The 23,027-nt window shown below is 66.9% G+C and carries 9 protein-coding genes and 1 pseudogene; all 10 read left to right on the forward strand.

Going from position 1 to position 23,027, the window contains the following annotated elements; all coding sequences use genetic code 11:
* The first annotated feature begins 320 nt into the window (after positions 1-320).
* Complete coding sequence (locus tag NAEX_RS15470) at positions 321-9,620, forward strand: Tc toxin subunit A-related protein (RefSeq protein WP_170135745.1); 9,300 nt, start codon at positions 321-323, stop codon at positions 9,618-9,620.
* A gap of 31 nt (positions 9,621-9,651) precedes the next feature.
* A complete protein-coding gene (locus NAEX_RS15475; protein WP_096328265.1) occupies positions 9,652-17,082 on the forward strand; it encodes a SpvB/TcaC N-terminal domain-containing protein in 7,431 nt (2,476 codons plus the stop codon).
* Positions 17,079-17,537 (forward strand): DUF6334 family protein, encoded by a 459-nt coding sequence (locus NAEX_RS52105; protein ID WP_211302412.1) that lies wholly within the window; start codon positions 17,079-17,081, stop codon positions 17,535-17,537. Before NAEX_RS15475 ends, NAEX_RS52105 begins: the two co-directional genes overlap by 4 nt.
* 173 nt (positions 17,538-17,710) lie before the next feature.
* Positions 17,711-17,917, forward strand: a complete 207-nt coding sequence (locus tag NAEX_RS50210; protein WP_096325693.1) for a hypothetical protein — start codon at positions 17,711-17,713, stop codon at positions 17,915-17,917.
* The gene (tnpA, locus tag NAEX_RS15480; protein ID WP_170135746.1) at positions 17,914-18,276 is read left to right on the forward strand and encodes an IS66 family insertion sequence element accessory protein TnpA; all 363 of its coding nucleotides are present in this window, start codon (positions 17,914-17,916) and stop codon (positions 18,274-18,276) included. The genes NAEX_RS50210 and tnpA overlap by 4 nt, the downstream gene beginning before the upstream one ends.
* A complete protein-coding gene (tnpB, locus tag NAEX_RS15485; RefSeq protein ID WP_096328267.1) occupies positions 18,273-18,647 on the forward strand; it encodes an IS66 family insertion sequence element accessory protein TnpB in 375 nt (124 codons plus the stop codon). The genes tnpA and tnpB overlap by 4 nt, the downstream gene beginning before the upstream one ends.
* On the forward strand, positions 18,644-20,911 hold the full coding sequence (gene tnpC / locus NAEX_RS15490) for an IS66 family transposase (RefSeq protein ID WP_096328268.1): 2,268 nt from the start codon (positions 18,644-18,646) through the stop codon (positions 20,909-20,911). Before tnpB ends, tnpC begins: the two co-directional genes overlap by 4 nt.
* Before the next feature lie 366 nt (positions 20,912-21,277).
* Positions 21,278-21,976 carry an RHS repeat-associated core domain-containing protein gene (locus NAEX_RS52925; RefSeq protein ID WP_275937652.1) on the forward strand — a complete coding sequence of 233 codons (699 nt, stop codon included), beginning with the start codon at positions 21,278-21,280 and terminating at the stop codon, positions 21,974-21,976.
* Positions 21,977-22,404: 428 nt separating this feature from the next.
* Positions 22,405-22,764 carry a hypothetical protein gene (locus NAEX_RS15500; protein WP_096328270.1) on the forward strand — a complete coding sequence of 120 codons (360 nt, stop codon included), beginning with the start codon at positions 22,405-22,407 and terminating at the stop codon, positions 22,762-22,764.
* A gap of 73 nt (positions 22,765-22,837) precedes the next feature.
* A pseudogene (locus NAEX_RS54520) lies at positions 22,838-22,942 on the forward strand (transposase family protein); the annotation flags it as partial.
* Positions 22,943-23,027 lie beyond the last annotated feature (85 nt).

Raw genomic sequence — 23,027 nt, forward strand, 5'->3', positions numbered from 1 at the left:
CGTCCGTGCCCGAATGTCCAGATACCCGCGCAAGCCTCTTCTCATTTCCTGCGCGTGATGCACGGGGCAGCGCGATGTCGCCCTACCCAACTGCAGTTGGTGAGCGACGTCCGAAAACCGTCGCATGAACTTTCCCTGGACCGTGCCGAGACCGCGATGCTATAGACTTGCGTCATCATGGACACGGTTCCGCCGTGCGCGGCGGACGAAGTGGTGTGCGATCAGCGGCCGAATCGGCCGTCGGAGGAATTGTAATGGTGTATGCGATTCGTGGTCGGGTTTGGGATGCGTCTGCGCCGACAGAGAACCTTTCTGGTCGGTTGCAGTTGGTCTTCGACGTCGGTACCGAATTCCTCGACCCGCCCGGCAGCCCGGGCCGAAGCAGCTCCAGCCCTTGGTTCGCAAGCATCGAGACCGACGGCTTTTTCACGCTTTCCCTCACCGACGACGACGCCGCGACGCTCATGGGGGCCCGCCGGCACCGCGAAGTCATCTTCAAGATCTACGACTACAACGCCACGATCATCGGCAGTCAGTCCGTCTACATCTCGTGGGCCACGTTGCGCGGGACCGAATTCGTCACGCTGAGCGCCGATCCCACCACGATCCCGGTCGCCGACCCCGACTTCCTCAGCGTCACGGGCTTCGTCGTACACCCTGACGGCACTCCGGTGGCGGCGACGGAGGTCCAGCTCTCCCGCAAGACCCTCCAGCATTCCACCCCGCTGGCCAGCACGACGACCGGCAGCGACGGCCGGTTCGTCCTCCGCTATCGGGCGCCGGCCGGCAGCCCGCCGGGCTCTTCGAACCTGAGCGTGACGCTCGCGGCGAGCGCCGTATCGGCGACGGCGGGCGACTTCTGCAACCCGCCGAAGGACTTCACCGTCCGCCTGGTCCCGGGCAACGCGCCGTACGTCGGCCGCTCCGACTTCGACCTCGACGTCGCCACCATCAGCCCGCTGCTCGACGACGCCACCCTCGACGAGCTCGACGTCGACGACATCAAATTCCTGATGTGCCGCACTCAGCACGACAGCGGCGCGCTGGCGACTCTGGTCCGCGCGCACGTGCTCGCCGACCGTTATGGCATTCCGGCGGCCGCGCTGGCTGCGTTCTCGCACGCCGGCATCCCGCTGGCGACGAACGTCATCACCGCCTTGACGGCCGACCAGATCGAGGACGCGATCACGCGCGCCATCGCCGACAACGCGGTGCCCGCCTCGCTGGCGAGCAGCATCGCCACCGTCAAGACGGAGCTCGCCAAGGCCCGCGTCCATCGCATGGTCCCGCCGGCGCCCGATGAATCGGGCACGACGCTCGGCGCGATCCTCGTCGCCGCCGCGCTCACACCCAACCTGCCGCACACCTTCGCCCAGCAGTACGCCGACCACACCGGCACCGCCGCCCAGTTCTGGTCCATACTGCGCTCGCACGGCTCGCTCGGCACTCACGTCGATCGCATCCAGTTCACGCTCCAGGCCGGCGCCATCACCGCCAGCTACCCGAAGCTCATCCAGCTCCTGCATCAGAAGCGCGACGCCAACGAGTTCTCGCGCGCGGCCGAGCTGGCGCAGTTCAGCGCGGACGACTGGGAGGGTTTCCTCGGCCAGACGGTCAACGGCCAACCGGTCGACACGCCGCCGGGCATCATCGGCCCCGCGGGCGACAAGCGCGCCAATTACGCCGGCGCGATCGCCAAGATGGTCGAGGACCTCTACCCCTCGGCGCACCTCGCCTACCGCGTGCCGGAGACGAGCATCACCACCTCCAGAACCAACTTCTCCTCGTTCGTCGTCAACAACCCCGGCTTCAGCTTCCAGCGCACGAACATCCACGAGTTCTTCGACACCGCCAGCGGCCTGCCCGCGGACGAGGGCGAGAAAGCGGCGCTGAAGCAGGACCTGCTGCGCGTGCAGCGAGTCTCGGCGATCACGCCGCGTTACGGCCGGACCGCCGCCTCGACGGCGCTGCTCGAGCAGGGCGTGACCTCGGCCGGGCAGATCCAGCGGATGGGCTTCGCCGCCTTCAAGTCCAAGTTCGGCGCGGCGATGGACCCGTCGACCCTGCGCGCGACCTACGAGAAGGCCGACCAGGTCGCCAGCACGGCGCTGCACCGGTTCCTGCACTCCCGCAAGGAGATGCACTTCCCGCTGACGGCCGTCATCAACTCGCCCGGCTGCGGCGACGTCGCGCTCGAGGAGATCTTCGGCAACCTCGACTACTGCGCCTGCAAGCACTGCGACTCGGTCTACGGCCCGGCGGCGTACTTCGTCGACATCATGCAGTTCATCCGCGAGCGCAAGGCCGGCGAGCAGACGATGCTCGCCGAGCTGCTCACTCGCCGCCCCGAGCTCGAGCACATCCTCCTCAACTGCGAGAACTCCAACACCCCGCTGCCGACGATCGACCTCGTGCTCGAGACGCTCGAGCGCCGCTCCCGCTTCTGGCTCGGCCTCCCCCCGCCCTCCTATCAGAACTCGTCCGACTGGCCGCAAACGACCTGGAGCGCGAGCGAGCTGGTGGCCCAGCCCGAGCACGTCGACCACGACGTCTACGGCAGGCTCGCCCTCCGCGACGTCGCCTTCTTCCCGCACAGCCTGCCCTTCGACCTCCCGCTCGAGGAGGCCCGCGCGTACTATCAGAGCCTCGGCACCTCGCGCGTCGCCATCCAGGACGCGCTGGAGTGGTTCGACGGCCTCGACGAGGACGCGGTGTTCCGCGTCGACGAGCGCCTGGGCCTGTCCCCGGGACAAGGCCAGCTCGTCCGCGGCGCCGTAAACCCCCCCGACATGGCGCAGTTGTGGGGCTTCGCAAACGGAGCCTCCTACGTCGCTCCCCTGAACGACGTCGAGCTGTTCCTGGCCCGTTCCGGCCTCGATCTGCCCGCCCTCACCACGCTGATGCGCGGACGAGTCATCGCCGAGGTCGAGATCGATTACCACGAGCCCTGCACGCTCAAGGGCGCGAAGTTCGTCAACGCGACGAACCCGAACGCGAACGGCCTCACGGCCGACAACCTGAAGCGCCTGCTCGTATTCCTCCGCCTGCAGCGGGCGCTCGGCTGGTCGATGCCCGACCTCGACGCGACCCTCGCCGCTCTGGGCACCTGGTTCGCCGGCGACGTCGCCGTCGATCTGGAGAAGATCGCCCGCTTCGTGCGCATCCGCCAGCGCTTCCCGCAGCTCCCGCTCGGCGAGGTCCACGCGTGGTTCGGCAACCTCGATCGCCGCGTCTACACCGAGGGTTCGCCGACCTACTACGACACGGTCGTCCAGCCGCGTCAGCGCCACGCGGCCTTCGCCACGCTGTCCGGCGCAACCACCTTCGGCGCGCACCGCGGCGACCTGCTGGCCATCCTGCGAACCGACGACGCCGGCCTGGCCGCCGCCTACGAAGCCACCGGCCTCGACGACGACAGCGCCCTCCACCACGCCAATCTCTCGCACCTCTACCGCGTCTCGTCGCTCGCGCGCGCCACGGGTCTGTCGATCCCCGACCTCGTCACCCTCACCCACTACTCGCAGACCCTCGTCGACAGCAGCCCCTTCGCCGGCACCACGAACGCGCCGGTGCGCGCCCTCCTCGACCTCGCCGACGCCGTCAAGCGCTCGGGCTTCACCGTCCCCGAGCTCGATTGGGTCCTGCGCAATCAGCAGGGCGACAAGTTCGGCGCCAGCGACCTCGACGTCACGCGCGTCCTGATCGGCCTCGTCACCGGCTTGCAGCAGGCGCACGCCGACCATCTCCAGAGCATGCCGGAAGAGCAGGATCCGCTCGCGCGGCTCGAGAAGTTGCTCGTCGGTCCGCTGCCGGCCGGCGAAGTCGCCGCCGCGCTCGCCTTCATCCGCAAGGAGACCACGGGGGAGTTCGATCCAGAAGATTTGCGCGACGCGTACTTCCCCTTCCTGGACGCTCCCAGCCCGGCGCACACCGAGTTCGGCAAGGCCTTCGGAGTCGCCGACAGCATCGAGAATCGCGCTGCCCTGCTCGACACCATGCTCACCGCCTGGCTCCGCCAGCAGAAGCTCGAGGCCGTGGTCGTACAGCAGCTCTCCTCTGCGCTGGCGATGGACACCGCCGACGTCGACCTGCTCCTTCGGACATACAATCACGGGACCACCAAGGCGCTCACGCTGCTGACGGCCGACGCGTTCTTCACGAACACCTTCGACCCCGACAGCGACGCCCCGAACGTCAAGGAGCCGTGGTTCCCCGCCGCCTTCCTCGGGCAGACGGACGTGACCGCCCGCGCCGCGCTCTACCGCGGCCTGCGCAGGGTCGCTCTCGTCGCCGCGAACTTCCGCTTCGGCCCCGGCCTGCTGCGCTGGCTGCTGACGAACCTCGACGACGCCGACGTCGACCTGCTCGACCTCACCGCGCTGCCCGAGGGCCCGGGCTCGAGCGCCGCGATCTACGCCGCCTACGCCGGCTGGGACTGGCTGCGCCGCGCCGTCCGCGTGCGCGACGAGGTCCTGCAAGACCCGGCGACGCTGCTCCCGCTGCTCGATTACCTCTTCGACGCCGATCCGTTCGACAAGTCGCTCGCGCTGGGCCAGCTCGCCGCCGCGGCGGGCTGGGACAGCAATGTCCTCGCCGCCTTCGAGGCCGGCGAGACCGTCACCCGCATCGAGCTCAAGCGCCTCGACGCAATCGACGCCTTCGACGCCGCCTTCCGCCTGTCGAACCGCCTCGGCGTCCACCCCAACACGGTGCGCACCTGGGCCAAAGACCAGGTTCTCGACGCCGCCGCCGCCGCTGCGGTCCGAGGCGCCGCCGAGGCCAAGTTCGGCGTCACCGCCTGGCCGAGCGTGGCCCAGCCGATCCGCGACCGCCTGCGCGAGCGCCAGCGCGACGCCCTCGTCGACCTGCTGGTCTTCAAGACAGGCGCCGACGATCACGAGGATCTGTTCGGCCATCTGCTGATGGACGTCGACATCGCCTGCTGCAACCGCACCACGCGGCTCCTGTTCGCCACCGGCGCCGTCCAGCTGTTCATGCAGCGCGCCCTCATGGGCCTCGAAGCCGACCATGACATCGACCTCTCCGACCTCGACGCCGAGGAGTGGGAGTGGATGAAGCGGTACCGGGTGTGGGAGGCCAACCGCAAGATCTTCCTCTACCCCGAGAATTGGGTCCAGCCCGAGCTGCGCACCGACAAGACCCCGCTCTTCAAGAAGCTCGAGGAGGAGATCGCCCAGAGCGAGGCCGACGACGCCTCGATCGAGAAGGCCTACATCCATTACCTCGAGGGCCTACACGAGGTCGCGCGCCTCGACGTGTGCGGCATGTACCACGAGATCGAGCACGACGGCATCGTCATCGTCGACCGCCTGCACGTGTTCGCCGCCACCCACGGCAGCCCCTTCAAGGTCTTCTACCGCCGCCGCGAGGACGACGCCTACTGGACCGCCTGGGAAGAGCTGCCCTTCCAGGTCGAGTCGCGCAGCCTGCTGCCGTTGGTGGTCAACCGGCGACTCTTGCTGCTCTGGCCCAAGATCGAGCTGCGCGCCGAAGATTCGCCGCCACCCCAGCAGAACGACACGACCAAGGCCCCCAAAAAGCACCGGAAGATCCAGCTCATGTGGGCCGAGCTCAAAAACGGCGAATGGAGCGCCCCGCGCACGACCGAGGCGTCGCTCCGGGTCCATGAAACCGACCCCCCTGCCGACCAGATCGAGGGCCGTCACCCGAACTCCGACATCTTCCTCCTCTCGGAGGTCGTCGGGTCCGACCCGCAGATTTATGTTGGCCACACGGAAATGAAGTATACGGCCAAAATTGACGGCTACTTCACCTACGACGCCTGCCTCGACCAGTTCGACGTCGCCCGGTACGGTTCTCCGCCGGCGCTTCCCGCCTACGGCCCGGCTAGCCTCAATGGCGATTACCCGGTCCCGCAAATGACCCGGAGCTGGAGGCAGGGTTTTGTCGCCGACAACGGGAAAAACAACACGCCTTCGGGGGCGGAGCGCTTCGTCCGGGTCCCCGTCGCCGGCAGCCCCAACACGGGCATGGCCTATTCGGACAAGATCATCCGTTACCACACCAACGGCTTCCGCCTGTTCCTCCCGCGTCAAGACGCGCTCCTCAACGGCCGCCGTCCGATTGTCTACGACGATCCGAGGACGATGCTGTTCCTGCGCGCCGGTGACCAGCATGACATCGGCGACGTCGACCCGGACGAGAGCGAACCCAGCGAGCTGTTGGACAAGAATCTCGGGTCGTACCTCAATGGCGGCACCGCCACGATCGATCACACCGACGCACCAAGTGACAGCCTCGCGGGCATGGCCTCGGGCGGCGACGGACCCGCAGCGAGCCAGACTTCGGGCATGGGCATCAATGTGAGCAGCGCCCCGGCCAAGTACAACCTCTCGATCTTCTACCATCCCTACAGTTGCCTGTTCCTGCAGGAAGTCCGGCGGTACGGCGTCGCGGGCCTCCTGGACCCCAACGTGGCGACGCAGGACGAAAACGCCTCGCTGCGCTACCAGAGCGCCAGCCGTCCGCTGCCCGAGAGCTACTTCGACGGCGTCACGGCGGTGTGGCAGCCCGTGCCGCAGGAGGACATCGACTTCCGCTTCGGGGGCGCGTACAGCGTCTACAACTGGGAGTTGTTCTTCCACATCCCGATGTACATCGCCGACCGGCTGATCAGCGAGCGCCGCTTCGCGGAGGCTCAGCGCTGGCTCGGGTACATCTTCAACCCGATCCGCAAGGCCACCCTCGTCCGGGACACCGACTGCAAGCATTACTGGCGGATCAAGCCGTTCCGCCGGCTGTCCTCCGACATGTCGATCGCGGCTCTCCTCGAGCTCCTGCAGTACACCGGCGACGACGCCGAGCTCAAGGAGCAGAAGGCCGACCTCTCGGGTCAAATTTCCCAGTGGCGCAAGAACCCGTTCAAGCCCCACGAAGTCGCTCGTATGCGGCCGACAGCGTACATGCGCGCGGTCGTCATGAAGTACCTCGACAACCTCATCGCCTGGGGTGACGACCTGTTCCGCCAGGACACGCGGGAGAGCACGCAGGAGGCCGTCCAGCTCTACATCCTGGCCTTGCAGATCCTCGGCAAGCGCCCGCGCAAGATCGAGGGCGACGAGCGGCCCGACAAGACCTACGCCGAGGCCTACGACGCCCTCGACGGCTTCTCGAACTTCCTCGTGGAGCTCGAGAACGAGGTCATCGGCTTCACGGCCCGGGACGCCATGATCCCGCTCAACATTAAGGGACAGGCGGCCCTGCAGTCCCAGAACCCGACCAATTTCGCGCTCGGGTACGTCAGGCCGTCCGGAGCCAGCCAGCTCCTCCAGGGCGCTCCCAAGGCGCTGACGAGCTCCCCGAAGCCGCCCTTCCTGCTGCTCCCGGCGACCCTCGTCACCCCGACCGAGACCCGGCTCTACTTCTGCATCCCGCCGAACGACAAGCTGCTCGGCTATTGGGACACCGTCGCCGATCGCCTGTTCAAGCTGCGCAACTGCCTGAACATCGAGGGCATCCGCCGCGACCTGGCGCTCTTCGACCCGCCGATCGACCCCGGCCTGCTGGCCAGGGCGGCGGCCCAGGGCATCGACATCGGCACCGCCGTCAGCAACCTCTACGCGCCGCTGCCTCACTACCGCTTCCTGCCGCACCTCGGCATCGCCAAGGACTTTGCGGCCCAGGTCAGCAGCCTCGGCAGCGCCCTGCTGCAGGCGCTCGAGAAGCGCGACGCCGAGAACCTCGCCGTCCTGCGCGGCGGGCACGAGGTCACGCTCCTGAAGGCCGTGCGGCACGTGAAGGAGCAGGCGATCAAGGAGGCCGAAGAGAACATCGAGGCGCTCAGGCGCGGCCGCGATTCTGCCGTGGCCCGGCACCAGTACTACTCGAGCCGGGAGTATATGAACCGCCTGGAGAAGGCCGAGCTCGGCCTCTCGATTGCCGCGACCGTCACCGATCTGATCGGCGGGGCGCTCGTCGCCGGGGGCGGTGCCGCTGCCGCGGTCCCCACGTTCCAGATCGGCATCTCCGGCTGGGCCGGCAGCCCGGTCGTCATCACGGAGTGGGGCGGCAAGCAGGCCAGCGGTGCTCTCGGAAAGGCCGGCCTGGCGCTCAACATGATCGCCGGCACAATCCAGCGCGCCGCGGCGATGGTGGGCACGCAGGCGTCGTACACCCGCCGCAAGGAGGAATGGAACTTCCAGGCCGACCTCGCGCGGCTCGAGCTCGACCAGATCGACGTCCAGATCACCGCTGCGGAGATCCGCCTCGCCATGGCCCGCCGCGAGCTCGTCAACCACGACGTCCAGGCCGAGCAGTCGGCCGAGGCGCTCGAGACCATGCGGTCCAAGTTCACCAACGCCGAGCTCTACTCGTGGATGGCGACCGAGATCAGCAAGGTCTACCACCTCGCCTACCAGCTGGCGATCGACCTCGCGCGGAGGGCCGAGCGCTGCTACCGCTACGAGCTCGCCATCGACGGCGGCGACGACTTCATCCAGTTCGGCCACTGGGACAACCGCCGCCAGGGCCTGCTCGCGGGCGAGCGGCTGCAGCACGACCTTCGGCGCATGGAGGCCGCCTATTATCAGAACCATCGCCGCGAGTACGAGTTGACCAAGCGGGTCTCCCTCGCCAGCCTCGACCCGGTCGCGCTGATCGCCCTGCGCAAGACGGGCGCTTGCCACTTCAACCTGCCTTCGGTCATCTTCAACCTCGATCACGCGACCCACTACCTGCGGCGGATCAAGCTCGTCGGTCTGTCGATCCCCGCCGTCACCGGGCCGTACACCAACATCGGCGCGACGCTCACCTACGAATCGGGTGCGATCCGCGCCGCAGCGGACGCTCCCGTCGAGGAGGTCATCGGCGCCGCCCAGACCGTCGCCATCACCGTCACCCAGGAGGACACCGGCCTGTTCGAGCCCAACCTCCGCGACGAGCGCTACCTGCCCTTCGAGGGCCGCGCGCTCGAGAATAGCAACTGGCGCATCGAGCTGCCGAAGGTGGTGCGTCAGTTCGACTACGAGACCATCTCCGACGTCATCCTGACGATCCGCTACACCGCAAGAGAGGGCGGCGAGACCACCGCCGCGCTCGTCGGCGACCTGCTGAACGCCGAGAACACGGGTCTCAACAACTTCAAGCGTGCCGAGGCCGACACCGAGCCCGTGCGCGGCACGGGCCAGGTGCATGTCTTCAGCGCCCGGGCCGAGTTCCCGGAGGCCTGGCGCAGCTTCGTGGCCGCGGGCACGTCGTCGGAGGGTACGTCGATCAGCCTCGATCTCAGCGAGCAGCGTTTCCCGCACCCGCCCAAGCCGCTCGGCACCCGGACCATCGAGTACATCGCCGTGTTCTTCCGCTGGAACGCCAACGAGGATCTCGGACCCGACAACGACACCTTCCAGGGCGCCGTCCTCAGCGCGGGAGAGGACCCGATCGCTCTCGGCAACTTCGGTAAGTACGCAGAAAACCTGCCCTTGCCGGACGGCTCCGGCTACAACTACCTCTACTACGCGGCCTCAACCAGCACCACGCTCGGCAAGTCGCCCGGCACCTGGACCCTCGAGCTTCCGAACGGCTGGAGCGCCGGCAAGGACCCCGAGGACCTCATCGTCGTCGTCGGTCACAAGGTGAGCTGATTCAATCCAGCGAGCGGGGGAGGGTGAAATCATGGCAATGAAGCGCGACAACGATGCCACGGGCGGCCGCATGGCCGACCCCTCGGCCACCCAGAAGAGCAACAGCCAATCCACCGACAGCGCGGCCCGCCCGAGCGGCCACCGGGCGGGTCCCGGGCCGTCCCCGGCGGTCAACAACAAGCCGCAAGACCCCCGCGAGGCTGCCCCCGGCGCGGCCGCCTCCGCCGGCACCGGCCCGCAGAATTCGCAATCACCCGCCCCCGCCGCCCCCAATCCCTCCGAGCTCGCCCCTTCGATCTCCCTCCCCAAGGGCGGAGGCGCTTTAAAAAACATCGGCGACAAGTTCGAGGCCAACGCCTTCAGCGGCAGCGGCGGTATGAGCATTCCGATCGCCGTCTCCCCGGGTCGGGGCCTCTCCCCGACCCTCGCCCTCGGCTACAGCACCGGCGCCGGCAACGGCCCGTTCGGCATGGGCTGGCAGCTCTCGGTCGCCTCGATCTCCCGCAAGACCGACAAGGGCTTGCCGACCTACGACGACGCCGCCGAGGCCGACACCTTCATCATCTCCGACGCCGAGGACCTCGTCCCGCTGCTCGAGGAGGACGGCGGCGAGTGGACGCGCAAGGTCTTTAATCAAGACGACCACCGCGTCCACGCCTATCGCCCGCGCGTCGAGGCCGGCTTCGCCCGCATCGAGCGCTGGGTCCACCTCGGCACGGGCGAGGTCCACTGGCGCACCTGGTCGCGCGACAACGTGCGCAGCACCTACGGCACCAGCGCGGCCAGCCGCGTCGCCGACCCGGCCGACCCCGCCCGCGTCTTCACCTGGCTCATCGACCAGACCAGCGACGACCGCGGCAACATCGTCCGCTTCGAATACAAAGAGGAGAACCTCGAGGACGTCGACCTCGAGAGCCTCGAGGAGCACGAGCGCCTCGCCGTCACCCAGGTCCAGGCCCAGCGCTACCTCAAGCGCATCTATTACGGCAACGCCACCCCCTACGCCGCCGGCGGCTGGCACTTCGAGGTCCTCCTCGACTACGGCGAGCACGACCCCTACGGCGTCGAGACCGGCACCTGGCCCGCCCGCCCCGACACCTTTTCAAATTTCCGCAGTTGCTTCGACCTCCGCACCCGGCGCCTGTGCCGGCGGATCCTCATGCTCCACCACTTCGAGGAGCTGCCCGTCGATCCGTACCTCGTCGCTGCCACCGAGCTCACCTATTCCGAGAGCCCGACTGCCACTCTCCTGACCGCCGCCAGGCACCGTGGCTATCTCTATTCCAACGGCGCCTATTCCCACAAGGCCTACCCACCGGTCGAGTTCACCTACTCCACCGCGCAGATCGATCCGTCCCTCCGCCTCGTCGACGCCGACACTTTAAAAGATGTCCCGGGCGCGCTGGGCGGCCGTTTCGAGCTCGTCGACCTCGACGGCGAGGGTTTGCCCGGCCTCCTCACCGAGCAGGCCGGCCACTGGTATTACAAGCGCAACGAGGGCAACGGCACCTTCGGCCCGCTGCGCGGCCTCGCGAGCCTGCCGAGCAACGCCCGCCTCGGCAGCCAGCGACTCCTCGACCTCGACGGCGACGGCGCCCTCAGCCTCACCAGCTTCTCCGGCCCCGCGCCCGGCTTCTACGAGCGCCCGCTGCCCATGTGCGGCGTCGCGGCCGAGGACTGGCAGGCCTTCCGCAGCTTCCGCGCCGTCCCCAACATCGACCTCGATGCTCCCAACGTCCAGCTCCTCGATATCAACGGAGACGGCCTCGCGGACATCCTCGTCTGCGAGGACAACCGCTTCATCTGGTACCCCTCGGAGGGTCACGACGGTTACGGCGAGCCGCGCGTCCTCTCGCGCCCGCGCGACGAGCGAGTCGGCCCCCAGCTGATCTGGACCGACCCGCAGCAGGCCATCTATTTTACCGACATGACCGGCGACGGCCTCGCCGACATCGTCCGCGTCCGCAACGGCTCCGTCGTCTACTGGCCCAACCTCGGCTACGGCCGCTTCGGCCGCCAGATCGGCATGCGCGGCGCCCCCGTGTTCGACCGCCCCGACCGCTTCCGCGCCGATCGCCTGCGGATCGGCGACATCGACGGCAGCGGCACCACCGACCTCGTCTACGTCCGCCAGGACGGCGCCCGCCTGTGGCGCAACCAGGCCGGCAACAGCTTTTCAGAGGCCGTCCAGGTCGACATCCCGCCGGTCGACAGCCTCTCCTCCGTCCAGCTCGCCGACATCCTCGGCAAGGGCACCGCCGCCCTCGTCTGGTCGACCGACCTGCCGCACCGTCAGGGCACGCATATCGCCTTCGTCGACCTCATGTCGGCGGGCAAGCCCTATTTGATGCTCTCTTCAAAAAACAATATGGGCGCCGAGACCCGGGTCGAATATGCCCCATCGACCCGGTTCTATCTCGAGGACCGCGCCGCCGGGCGGCCGTGGAAGACCCGCCTCCCGTTCCCCACGCACGTCATCGAGCGCGTCGAGGTCCGCGATCACGTCACCGGCCACACCTTCGTCCAGAGGTATCGCTACCACCACGGCTACTTCGACGGCCCCGAGCGCGAGTTCCGCGGCTTCGGCATGGTCGAGACCGAGGACACCGAATCCTGGGCCGACTACAATTCGCCGAAGCTGTTCCCCACGGGTCACCAGATCGTCGACGAGGAATTGCACAGCCCGCCCGTCTTGACCAAAACCTGGTTCCACACGGGCGCCTACCTCGGCGGCACCAGCCTCGCGCACTGCTACAGCGACGAGTACTACAGCGACAAGACCGACGATTTTCCCAATGGCGTCGCCATCGACCTCCCCGAGACCCTGATCCCCGACGGCCTCACCCCGATCGAGGCTCGCGAGGCCGTGCGAGCCCTCCGCGGCCGTGCCCTGCGCGTCGAGGTCTACGGCCGCGACGGCAGCGAGGAGCAGGTCCACCCGTACACCGTCTCCGAGGCCAACTTCGCGGTCCGCCTCCTGCAGCCGCGCGGCGACCAGAAGCACGCCGCCTTCCTCGTCCACGACCGCGAGTCGCTTTCCTATCATTACGAGCGCGACCCCGCCGATCCGCGCGTCTCGCAGTCGGCTGTGCTCGAGGTCGACGAATTCGGCAGCCCCGTCCGTTCGGTCAGCGTCGCCTACAGGAAGCCCATCGCCCTCGGTGCCCGCGACGAGCAGCTCGCCACCAGCATCGTCCTCACCGAGTCCGACCTCCTCAACGTCCACGATCAGCCCGACACCTATCGCCTCGGCGTCCCGGTCGAGCTCCGCTCCTACGAGCTCCACGGCCTCGAGGGCGACCCTGCCGACCCCTTCACCCACGCCGAGCTGCTCGCCCACGCCGACGCCGCCACCGAGGTCCCCTATCACGGCCCCGTGACCGCCGGCGAAAAAAAGCGGCTACTCTCGCGCGCCCAGGTCTACTACTACTCCGACAACCTCGCTGCGCGCCTGTCCCTCGGGCAATGTGGCCTCCGCGCCCTGCCTTACGAGACCCTCACCCTCGCCTTCACCCAGGCGCAGCTCGACGCCGTGTTCCTGAACGACGAGCTCACCGGCCTCGCCCTCGACACCGAGGGCGGCTATCGCGGCGACAACGGCCTGTGGTGGCGCCCGAGCGGCCGTGTCATCTTCGACCCCGCCAACTTCTACCGCGTCACCGAGTCGCGCGACGTCTTCGGCAACGCCACCACCTTCAGCCACGACGCCCACAGCCTCCTGATCGAGTCCGCCGAGGACGCCCTCGGCAAAACGATCACCGCCCACAACGACTACCGCCTCCTCGCCCCCGACCTCGTCACCGACCCCAACGGCAACCGCCGGGCCGTCGCCTTCGACGCCCTCGGCATGGTCGTCAAGACGGCTGTCATGGGCAAGGACGGCAGCAGCGACGGCGACACGCTGAACGACCCGACCACGGAGATCGAGTACGACCTCACGGTCATCCCGGCGGTCGTCCACACGATCGTCCGCGAGAACCACGGCGTCGGCAACCAGGCCTTCCAGCACAGCTACGCCTACTCCGGCGGCCTCGGCCAGGTCGTCCTGCAAAAGGTCCAGGCCGAGCCCGGCCTCGCGCCCAAGCGCAACGGCAACGGCGACCTCGTCTTCGACAACGGCGAACTCGTGTTCGAGGACATCACCCCGAATCCGCGCTGGGTCGGCAACGGCCGCGTCATCGTGGACAACAAGGGCAACCCCGTCAAGCAGTACGAGCCCTTCTTCGATTCGAGCCCCGGGTACACCGACGAACAGGAGCTCGTCGAATGGGGCGTCACTCCGTTCATCCACTACGACCCCCTCGGTCGCATGATGCGCACCGACCTGCCCGATGGGACATTCATCAAAGTGGCTTTCACGCCGTGGCAGCAGGTCACCCACGACGCCAACGACAACGTCCTCGCCAGCGACTGGTACGCCGAGCGCGCCGCCCTCGCCGGCGGCACGCCGCACAACGACGGCGAGAAGTACGCCGCCCTCCACGCCGAGCCCCACGACAGCACGCCGACCACCGCGCTGCTCGACAACCTCGGCCGCCCCTTCCTCGTCATCGCCGACAACGGCCTCTACGAGAACAACCTCCCGCAGAAGTTCGAGACCCGCACCAAGCTCGACATCGAGGGCAACGTCCTCGTCGTCGAGGACGCGCGGGGCAACACCGCCGAGGAGAACATTTTCGCGCCCGGTGGCCTCCAGCTCGAGACCCTCAGCGTCGACGCCGGCACTCGCCGCGCCCTGCCCAACGCTCTCGGAAACCCGCTGCGCGGCTGGGACAGCCGGCAGAATGTCCGCCGCTGGACCTACGACGACCTCAACCGCCCGACGCACGCCTATCTCAAGCACGCGGCCGACCCCGAGGTTCTGCAGCAGCGCATCGTCTACGGCGAGAGCCTCGGCGTCAGCGCCGACGTCACGAACCACCTCGGCCAAGTCTACCGCGTCTACGACAGCGCCGGCGTCCTCACCAGCCTCGCCTACGACTTCAAGGGCAACCTCCTCGCGACCGAGCGCCGCCTCGCCGAGGACTATAAGACCACGCCCGACTGGATCGACCTCCTCACCCTGACCGACCCGGCCCTCGTCCACGCGGCCGCCGCGCCCTTGCTCGAGGCCGAGACCTTCACGACCTCGTGGACCTACGACGCCCTCAACCGCGTCCGCACCCAGACCACGCCCGACGACAGCGTCACCACCCAGACCTTCGGCCTCGGCGGCATGCTGCAGTCCGTCGCCGTCAACGTCCGCGGCGCCCTCTCGGCCACGGACATCGTCACCAACATCGACTACAACGCCCGCGGCCAGCGCCTCCTCATCGCCTACGGCAACGGCTCGACCACCGATTACGAGTACGACCCGAAAAACTTCCGCGTCACCCGCATTCACACCGAGCGCCCGCACACCGATCCCGACCTGCGCACCGTCCAGGACCTGCGCTACCACTACGACCCCTCCGGCAACATCGCCCAGATCCGCGACCAGGCTCAGCAAGGCGTCTTCTTCGACAACGACTATGTCGATCCGACCCAGTCGTTCCGCTACGACCCGACCTACCGCCTCGTCGAAGCCACCGGTCGCGAGCACGACGCGCTCCCGATGCGCACCGCCGAGGGCTTCGCGCCCATTGCGCACCCGCAAGACACCCAGGCCCAGCGCAACTACAGGCAGCTCTACACCTACGATCCGGTCGGCAACATCACGCAGATGGCCCACCGCGTCGTCGTCGACGACGTCGAGCAGATTGCCTGGCGCCGCGGATACCTCTACGCTACCGCCGGCAACCGCCTCCTGCGCACCAGCCTCCCCGCCGACGACTTCAACGACCCGCCGAACTACTCCGTCGAGTACCAGCACGACGCCCACGGCAACATGACCGCCATGCCCACCATCCCCGGGGGCCTCACCTGGGACGACGACGATCGCCTGCACAGCAGCGACGCCATCGGCGGCGGCATTACCTACTACGTCTACGACGGCGCCGGCCAGCGCGTCCGCAAGGTCACCGTCAACCAGTCGCTCTCGACCACCCGCCAGCGCCTCTACTTCGGCAGCTGGGAGACCTACCGCGAGCACAAGAACATCAACACCACCAACGACCTCGACCTCGAGCGTGAGACCCTCCACGTCCACGACGACCACGGCCGCGTCTGCCTGATCGAGACCAAGACCGTGGACGCCGGCGCCCCCGTCGTCACCCCGGCCAACGTCGCCCGCTACCAGTACTCCAACCACCTCGGCACCGCGAACCTCGAGCTCGACGACGACGCCGAGGTCATTTCCTACGAGGAGTTCCACCCCTACGGCACCAGCAGCTACCGCGCCGCCAACAGCGCAATCGAGGTCAGCGCCAAGCGCTACCGCTACACCGGCCAGGAGCGCGACGAAGAGACCGGCCTCGCTTACCACGGTTTACGGTATTACATTCCCTGGCTCGCTCGCTGGTCTGCAGCAGACCCCTTCGGTCTTGTGGATGGACCGAACCGGTTCGTCTACGTCAGAAACAATCCAGCGCGATTGAATGATCCATCCGGAACCACCGCAGAGGAAGGTAAGCCAAAGAAGTACCAGCCTGCCCCGGGTGCCATCCTAGCCACGGGAACGGTCGCGGAAGGGGAAACACGACGGCAATTCGCCGGCCGCGTCATTCAAGAGCGCTTCACGAACATTACCGACGCTGCTCGCATTGTGATTGAAGGCGAGTTGCCCGAGCATGCTGGAATCCCTCAGGACAAGTTCATGGTCGGAGCTCGCGGCGGCATCGAACTACCGGCCGAGGTAGTCGCCGACTTCCACAAACGTTTCGGAGCCGTCCCCCTCGCAGAAGGAGAACGCTTCACACCCGGCTGGCTGGTTGCAGGTAACGCCACCACCGAAATCAATCCTGCATTATCGAGATTAGCCGAAGTTGCCTCAGCCGCGCTCGCCCTGGTCGATTTCGCACTTCTTGCGGAAACCTCAGGGTTGCGACAGGTCACCCAGGAAGCTGTAGAGAAAATTACACAGAAGGTGTCTCAGTTCACTCGCTCAGCGATCGAGCGGGTCCGATCGTGGTTTGGAGCAAGAAACATCAGCGCTCAAGCGCGAGCAGGACGTCCCCCCGTGCGCCCACATGGAAGGCCCCCTGCGGTAGCAGACGATGCAGCGGATGGTGTCGCCGACGATGTCGCCGACGATGTCGCCGACGATGTCGCCGACGATGTCGCTGACGGGGTCCGGCTCACCGGAGGTGGCCGAAAAGTTCTAAAAGATCCTCAACTCCAAAGAATGGGAAACAAAACAGTGGCAGAAGTCATTCGGGCACGCGGCGGGGGGCAAGGGCAAGTCGAGCAGACCAAACATCTAGCCCAAAAAACGCTTGCCGAAGTGGCCAACATGGCCGCCAAGGGCGACGCAGATGCGGCAACCGCCATCAAGATGGTCAAGCAGGCGAGAGCGAAAGCTCAGAAATACGGGGGAAGACAATGATGCGCGATGAAACTTCACTTGAGGCCGTAAGCAGAATTATCGACTCCGGTCTCCCGCTCACCTCGGTTGAGTTCTGCATGGACTCTGATCTTCCCAGCGATCCCGTGGCCTTCAGGTTCTCATTCGAGGACGAAAGTTTCTGTGTCTCTGCCAACGGTCATGACGACACCATCATTGTCTCAAGAGACATGCCGAATGAGTACGCGAGTTATCCCTCTCGCGCATTTCTCATGCTCTCGCCTCCTTGGAACGGCGCTCTCGGAGCAAAGTTGATCTGGGTATGGACTCTTGAGAATCAAAGAGGCTATTTTGACGGAATTCAGCTTCAGTTCGAACATTTAGATTCGCCCCCCCCCTTTTCCATTCAGATGATTGCACTGGCTTCCACGCTGAGAGTCTTCCATCTCGCAAAATTGGATTTCACCAGGATGTCTCAACTGCCTGAGACGTCCTGACGCGGCAGTGCTTGAACTATCCGGCAGCATCGTCGAGTGGGGTGACACCCCGCTCATCCACTACGATCCCCTGGGCCGGGTCGTGCGCACGGACATGCCCGACGTATCCGTCCGGAAGACTGCGTCGTGAATCGAGATCCTCGAGCAGCTACAAGGCCCCTCGAGGAGGATCGATGTCGAGGAAGCGTAACGACTTGAAGGAAGAGCGCGGCGCGGTCGTGCTGGCGCCGCAGCCGGTGAAGCGGGGTAGCTTCGCGTTGCTGGTACCGGACGACATGAAGTGGGAGGTTCGAGGCGTGAGCGGCGGCTACCGGATCGACTTCCGGCCGATGACACCGCAGGAGCGGGCGCGTCGGCTCCGGGAGTGGAGGCAGCTGTGACGGCGAGCAAGGTGGCGGATCCGGCGATCTGGGAGAAGCGGGTCGAGGCCCTCGAGGCGAGCGGGCGGAGCTGCCGGGAGTATGCGAAGCAGATCGGCGTCAACCCGCACACGCTGGCAGGCTGGCGGTGGAAGCTGCGGCAGCGAGCTCGGACGGGAGCGACGCCGGCGAGGCCCCGCGCAGCGGCGGCGAGCGAGCGCGAGTTCGTGGAGGTGACAAAGCAGGTGGCAGCGGCGCTGGTGGCGGAGACCGGGGTGATCGAGGTCGAGCTCGGCGGCGCGGTGGTGCGAGTCCGCGGCGAGGTCGACGGCGAGATGCTCGCGCGGGTGCTCGGCGCGGTGGGGGGACGGCGCGGATGATCCCGAAGAACGTCCGCGTTTTCGTATGCACCGAGCCGCAGGACATGCGGCGAGGATTTGATCGGCTGGCGCTGGCGGTGCGGGCGGAGATGGGCGGCGATCCGCGGAGCGGCGCGGTCTTCGTGTTCTTGAGCCGGCGCGCCGACAGGCTCAAGCTGCTGTGGTGGGACCACAATGGCTTCGCGGTGCTGTACAAGCGACTGCACCGCGCGACGACGACGGCGCCGAAGGCCGCGAGTCCTTCGCAGCGCTCGATCGAGATCGACGAGAAGAGCCTCGGTGCGCTGCTACGGGGCATCCCGCGAGCTGCAGGACGTGGGCGTGAAAACGCTCTTGACGTGGGCGCGCGAACGAGTAGTAAGGACGCGTGAGCGAGATCGAGCTCCTGCGCAGCGAACTCGAGAGCAAGGAGGGCGAACTGCTCGCGCTGCGCGAGGCGCTGTCGAAGGCGTCCTCGGACCGCGAGCAGTACCGGGCGCTCTACATGCAATTGCTCGAGCGCTGTCGGCTGCTCGAGAAGGGGATCGTCGTCGGGAAGAAGGCCGAGCGCTTCCAGGGCGACGAGGAGGCGCAGCTGTCGATGCGCCTCCTGGGCATGCTGCTCGGCCCGGGCGAAGCCGAGGCGAGCGCGGACGAGGATAACCTCGACGACGCGCTGGCCGAGGAGCTCGACGGAGACGAGGACGACGAGGCGAGCACGACCCGCCCCACGGATGCGTGTGAGCCGCGGCGGCGCCGTCGCGGGCGGCGCAAGCTGCCGGAGGCGCTGCCGCGCGTCGAGGTCGAGGTCCTGCCGCCGGAGGTGCTGCTGGAGGGCCTCGAGAACTTCGAGCGGATCGGCGAGGTCGTCAGCAAGACCGTCGAGCGCCGACCGGGCGCGATGGTGGTCGCGCGGGTCGTGCGGCCGAAGTTTGTCCGCAAGGACACGTCGGCCGAGTCGATCGAGGCCCAGCTGGCCGATGAGACACCCGAAGCGCCGGCGGTGTTGATCGCACCGCCGCCGGAGAAGCCGATCGAGCGCGGCCTGGCCGGGCCCGGGCTCCTGGCCCACACCATCGTGCTGCGCTGGGGCGATCACATGCCCGCCCACCGCCAGGAGGCGATCCACGCCCGCGAGGGCCTTCCGCTGTCGCGCCAGACGATCTGCAGCTGGCACCAGCAGCTCGCCGACCTGGTCGAGCCGCTCGTCGACGCGATGATGGCCGACGCCTTCCTGTCGCCGTACGTCTGCGTCGACGCGACCGGGGTGCTCGTGCAGGCGCCCGAGCAGTGTCAGCGCGCCCACTTCTGGGTGCTCGTCGCGCCGGGCCGGCATGTGCTGTATCGATTCTCGCCGAGGCACGACAGCGAGGCCGTCGATCGCCTGCTCGCCGGTTACAAGGGCTATCTCGTCTCCGACGCCGCGACCGTCTACGACCACCTCTTCCGCGACGGCGCCGTCGTCGAGGTCGCGTGCTGGGCTCACTGCAGGCGCTACTTCTTCAAGGCGCTGGGCACTGAGCCGGAGCTCGCCAAGCACGCGCTCGGGCTGATCCGCAAGCTCTTCAAGGTCGAGGAGAAGCTGGCCGACGAGAGCCGCAAGCGGCGCGAGTCGGTCCGCCGCAAGCTGTCCGCGCCGATCGTCGACGAATTCTTCGCGTGGTGCGCCCACCAATGCGAGGTCGCCCTCGACGGCTCGCCGCTCGCCGCAGCCCTGACCTACGCCACCAACCAGAAGGCCGCGCTGCGGCGCTTCCTGGACGACGGCCGTCTGCCCCTCCACAACAACATCTCCGAGCGCGCGCTGCGGCGCGAGGCGGTCGGTCGCAAAAACTGGCTCTTCGTCGGCAGCGACGACGGCGCCCGCGCCAACACGCTCTTCGTGTCCCTGCTGGCCAGCTGCCAGATGCACGGCATCGAGCCCCTCGGCTACCTCCGCGACCTCCTGTGCCTGCTGCCCTCCTGGCCGCGCCCCCGCGTCCTCGAGCTCGCCCCCCGCCTTCTGGCAGGAAACGCTCAAGCAGCCAGAGGCTCAGCAGCTCCTCGCCGCCAACCTCTTCCGCCGTATCGCCCTCGGCGAGCATCCGACCGCGATGTAGCCCAGGCGCCCCCGACCGAGCCAGACGCAGTCTGTCGGACGATTACGCACCATTCGCCCGAACCCCGACCCCGACCTGCGCACCGTCCAGGACCTGCGCTACCACTACGATCCCGTCGGCAACATCGCCCGGATCCGCGACGAAGCTCAGCAGGGCGTCTTCTTCGACAACGCCTACGCCGACCCCACCCAGTCCTTCGTCTACGACGGCCTCTACCGCCTCACCTCCGCCACGGGCCGCGAGCACGCCACCCTGACGATGCCCACCCCCGAGGGCTTCGCGCCCATTGCGCACCCGCAGGACACCCAGGCGCAGCGCACTACACCCAGAGATACACCTACGACCCGGTCGGCAACATCCTGCGGATGAAGCATGAATCCGGCATGTCGGTTGTCTGGGAGCGCGGTTACGCCTACCATCCCGGTGGCAACCAGCTCCGGGCCACCAGCGCCGCCCTCGACGACATCGACGACCCGCCGAACTACACCGTCCTCTACTCGCACGACGCTCACGGCAACATGACCGCCATGCCCAACATCCCCGGGGGCCTCACCTGAGACGACGACGATCGCCTGCAGAGCAGCGATTCCATCGGCGGCGGCAAGACCTACTACGTCTACGACGGCGCCGGCCAGCGCGTCCGCAAGGTCCACGTCAATCTCTCGGGCTCCACCAGCAAGCAGCGCCTCTACTTCGGCAGCTGGGAGACCTACCGCGAGCACAAGAACATCAACACGACGAACGACCTCGACCTCGAGCGCGAGACCCTCCACGTCCACGACGATCACGGCCGCATCTGCCTCATCGAAACCAAGACCGTCGACGCCGGCGCACCCGTCGTCACCCCGGCCAACGTCGCCCGCTACCAGTACTTTAACCACCTCGGCACGGCGAACCTCGAGCTCGACGACGACGCCGAGGTCATCAGCTACGAGGAGTTCCACCCCTACGGCACGAGCAGCTACCGCGCCGCCAACAGCGCCATCGAAGTCAGCGCCAAGCGCTACCGCTACACCGGCCAGGAACGCGACGAGGAAACCGGCCTCGCGTACCATGGGGCCCGCTACTACGCTCCATGGCTAGGGAGGTGGACCGCCGCCGACCCGATCGGCTTGGGCGACGGACTGAACCGATTCTCCTACAGCCAGAATAAGCCTAGTCCGGATTTCTCACCACGGATGGGTGGGGGCCCGCCAAGCGCCTGTCAGGGGGCTTGGTGGAAGGGTGTTGGACGCCGTCGACGTGAGCCGGGAGGGGCGCTCGTTACGCCCCACTGCTGGCGCGAGATCGAGCTGTTAGATGGATTACAAAGCCGGCTGCGTCGCACAACCACCAACAAAGGCTTCGGCCGTGCATTTACGAGCGCCCTCCGCAATGCGGAGAAAATTCATTTTAATCTCACCGGCATCAGAAACTTCGGCGAGGCGTTCCAACTTGGGAAAGCAGGGCTTAAGTACAAATGGAATCGCGAGAGTCTGGAATTTTTACCTCAGAACGCCACCAACACTGAGTTCACCACCGTACTTCGTACGCCAGAATTCTTGTCAAAGACACAGTTCTGGCGGGACGGCAAGCGCGTCTCCACTGAAACGGTCCTCCGGGAGGCAGGCATTGCAGAGTAGGAGTCTTGAGAATGTGGAAACGACTTTCGGATCCAACGACATCAACGGTCTACAAGAACGAACCTCGCTCAACCCCGGCCATCATCCGTCTCATGGATGAATTCCGCAATGACGATTGCGCAGACCGTGTGTACGCCACAACATCGCTTGGCTCCGTAAGCTTTACCCTTGCGCCTGACTTCTCGTTGGCGGACGCATTTCCCGCTGTCAGCATTTCCCCGCGTCCTCCCCTGTTCACCGTTGCTTACTTCCCGGCGAGGTCTCGCCAAGCTGAAGCATCACGCGTATGCAAGGAAGACGAACTTCGGCACGTCGTCGAATTGTATCTACTACGTTTGTTGTCAGAAGCCTCCGAAGTTAGGTAACGACAGCTCACACGCCGAACCTTGAAGGTCATCGCCTCGCGAGGCCACCGACCGCGGATCCTCATGCTCCACCACTTCGTGGAGCTGCCCGTCGACCCGTACCTCGTCGCCACCACCGAGCTCACCTATGCCGAGAACCCGACCGCCACGCTCCTGACCGCCGCCAGGCACCGTGGTTATGTCTATTCCAGCGGCGCCTATTCCCACAAGGCCTACCCGCCGGTCGAGTTCACATACTCCGCCGCGGAGATCGATCCCGCCCTCCGCCTCGTCGATGCCGACACATTAAAAGGGCTCTTCAGGGTTGAGGGTGGCGTAGGTTGCGCGCGAAATCGCGCCGTGATATCGTGCGCGAAATGGCAGAGACCGAACTCTATGCCCGCATTCTCGGTATCGAGGCTCCCTGGAGAGTTGCTGCGGTGAAGCTGCAGCTCGGGCAGGGGCAGATCGTCATCGAGGTCGAGCACGACCCCGATGTGCCGACGACGTGCCCGGAGTGTGGCCAGGCTGTCCCCGTCACGATACGCGGACTCGCCGATGGCGGCACCTCGATACGTGTCAGTATCGGACGATCATCGAAGCCGGCGTACCGCGGACGTCGTGCCCGAAGCACGGTACGCTCACGATGCGCGTCTCATGGGCGGACGGTAGCGCTCGGCTCACCGCGCTGTTCGAGGCGCTGGTGA

Source organism: Nannocystis exedens, assembly GCF_002343915.1.
Taxonomy (GTDB): domain Bacteria; phylum Myxococcota_A; class Polyangia; order Nannocystales; family Nannocystaceae; genus Nannocystis; species Nannocystis exedens.

Bases quoted from the DNA above. Each gene is read 5' to 3' on its own strand.
- NAEX_RS15475 (WP_096328265.1), top strand. From the start codon at position 9,652: ATGGCAATGAAGCGCGACAACGATGCCACGGGCGGCCGCATGGCCGAC.
- NAEX_RS52105 (WP_211302412.1), top strand. From the start codon at position 17,079: ATGATGCGCGATGAAACTTCACTTGAGGCCGTAAGCAGAATTATCGAC.
- NAEX_RS50210 (WP_096325693.1), top strand. From the start codon at position 17,711: ATGTCGAGGAAGCGTAACGACTTGAAGGAAGAGCGCGGCGCGGTCGTG.
- tnpB (WP_096328267.1), top strand. From the start codon at position 18,273: ATGATCCCGAAGAACGTCCGCGTTTTCGTATGCACCGAGCCGCAGGAC.
- NAEX_RS15500 (WP_096328270.1), top strand. From the start codon at position 22,405: ATGCTCCACCACTTCGTGGAGCTGCCCGTCGACCCGTACCTCGTCGCC.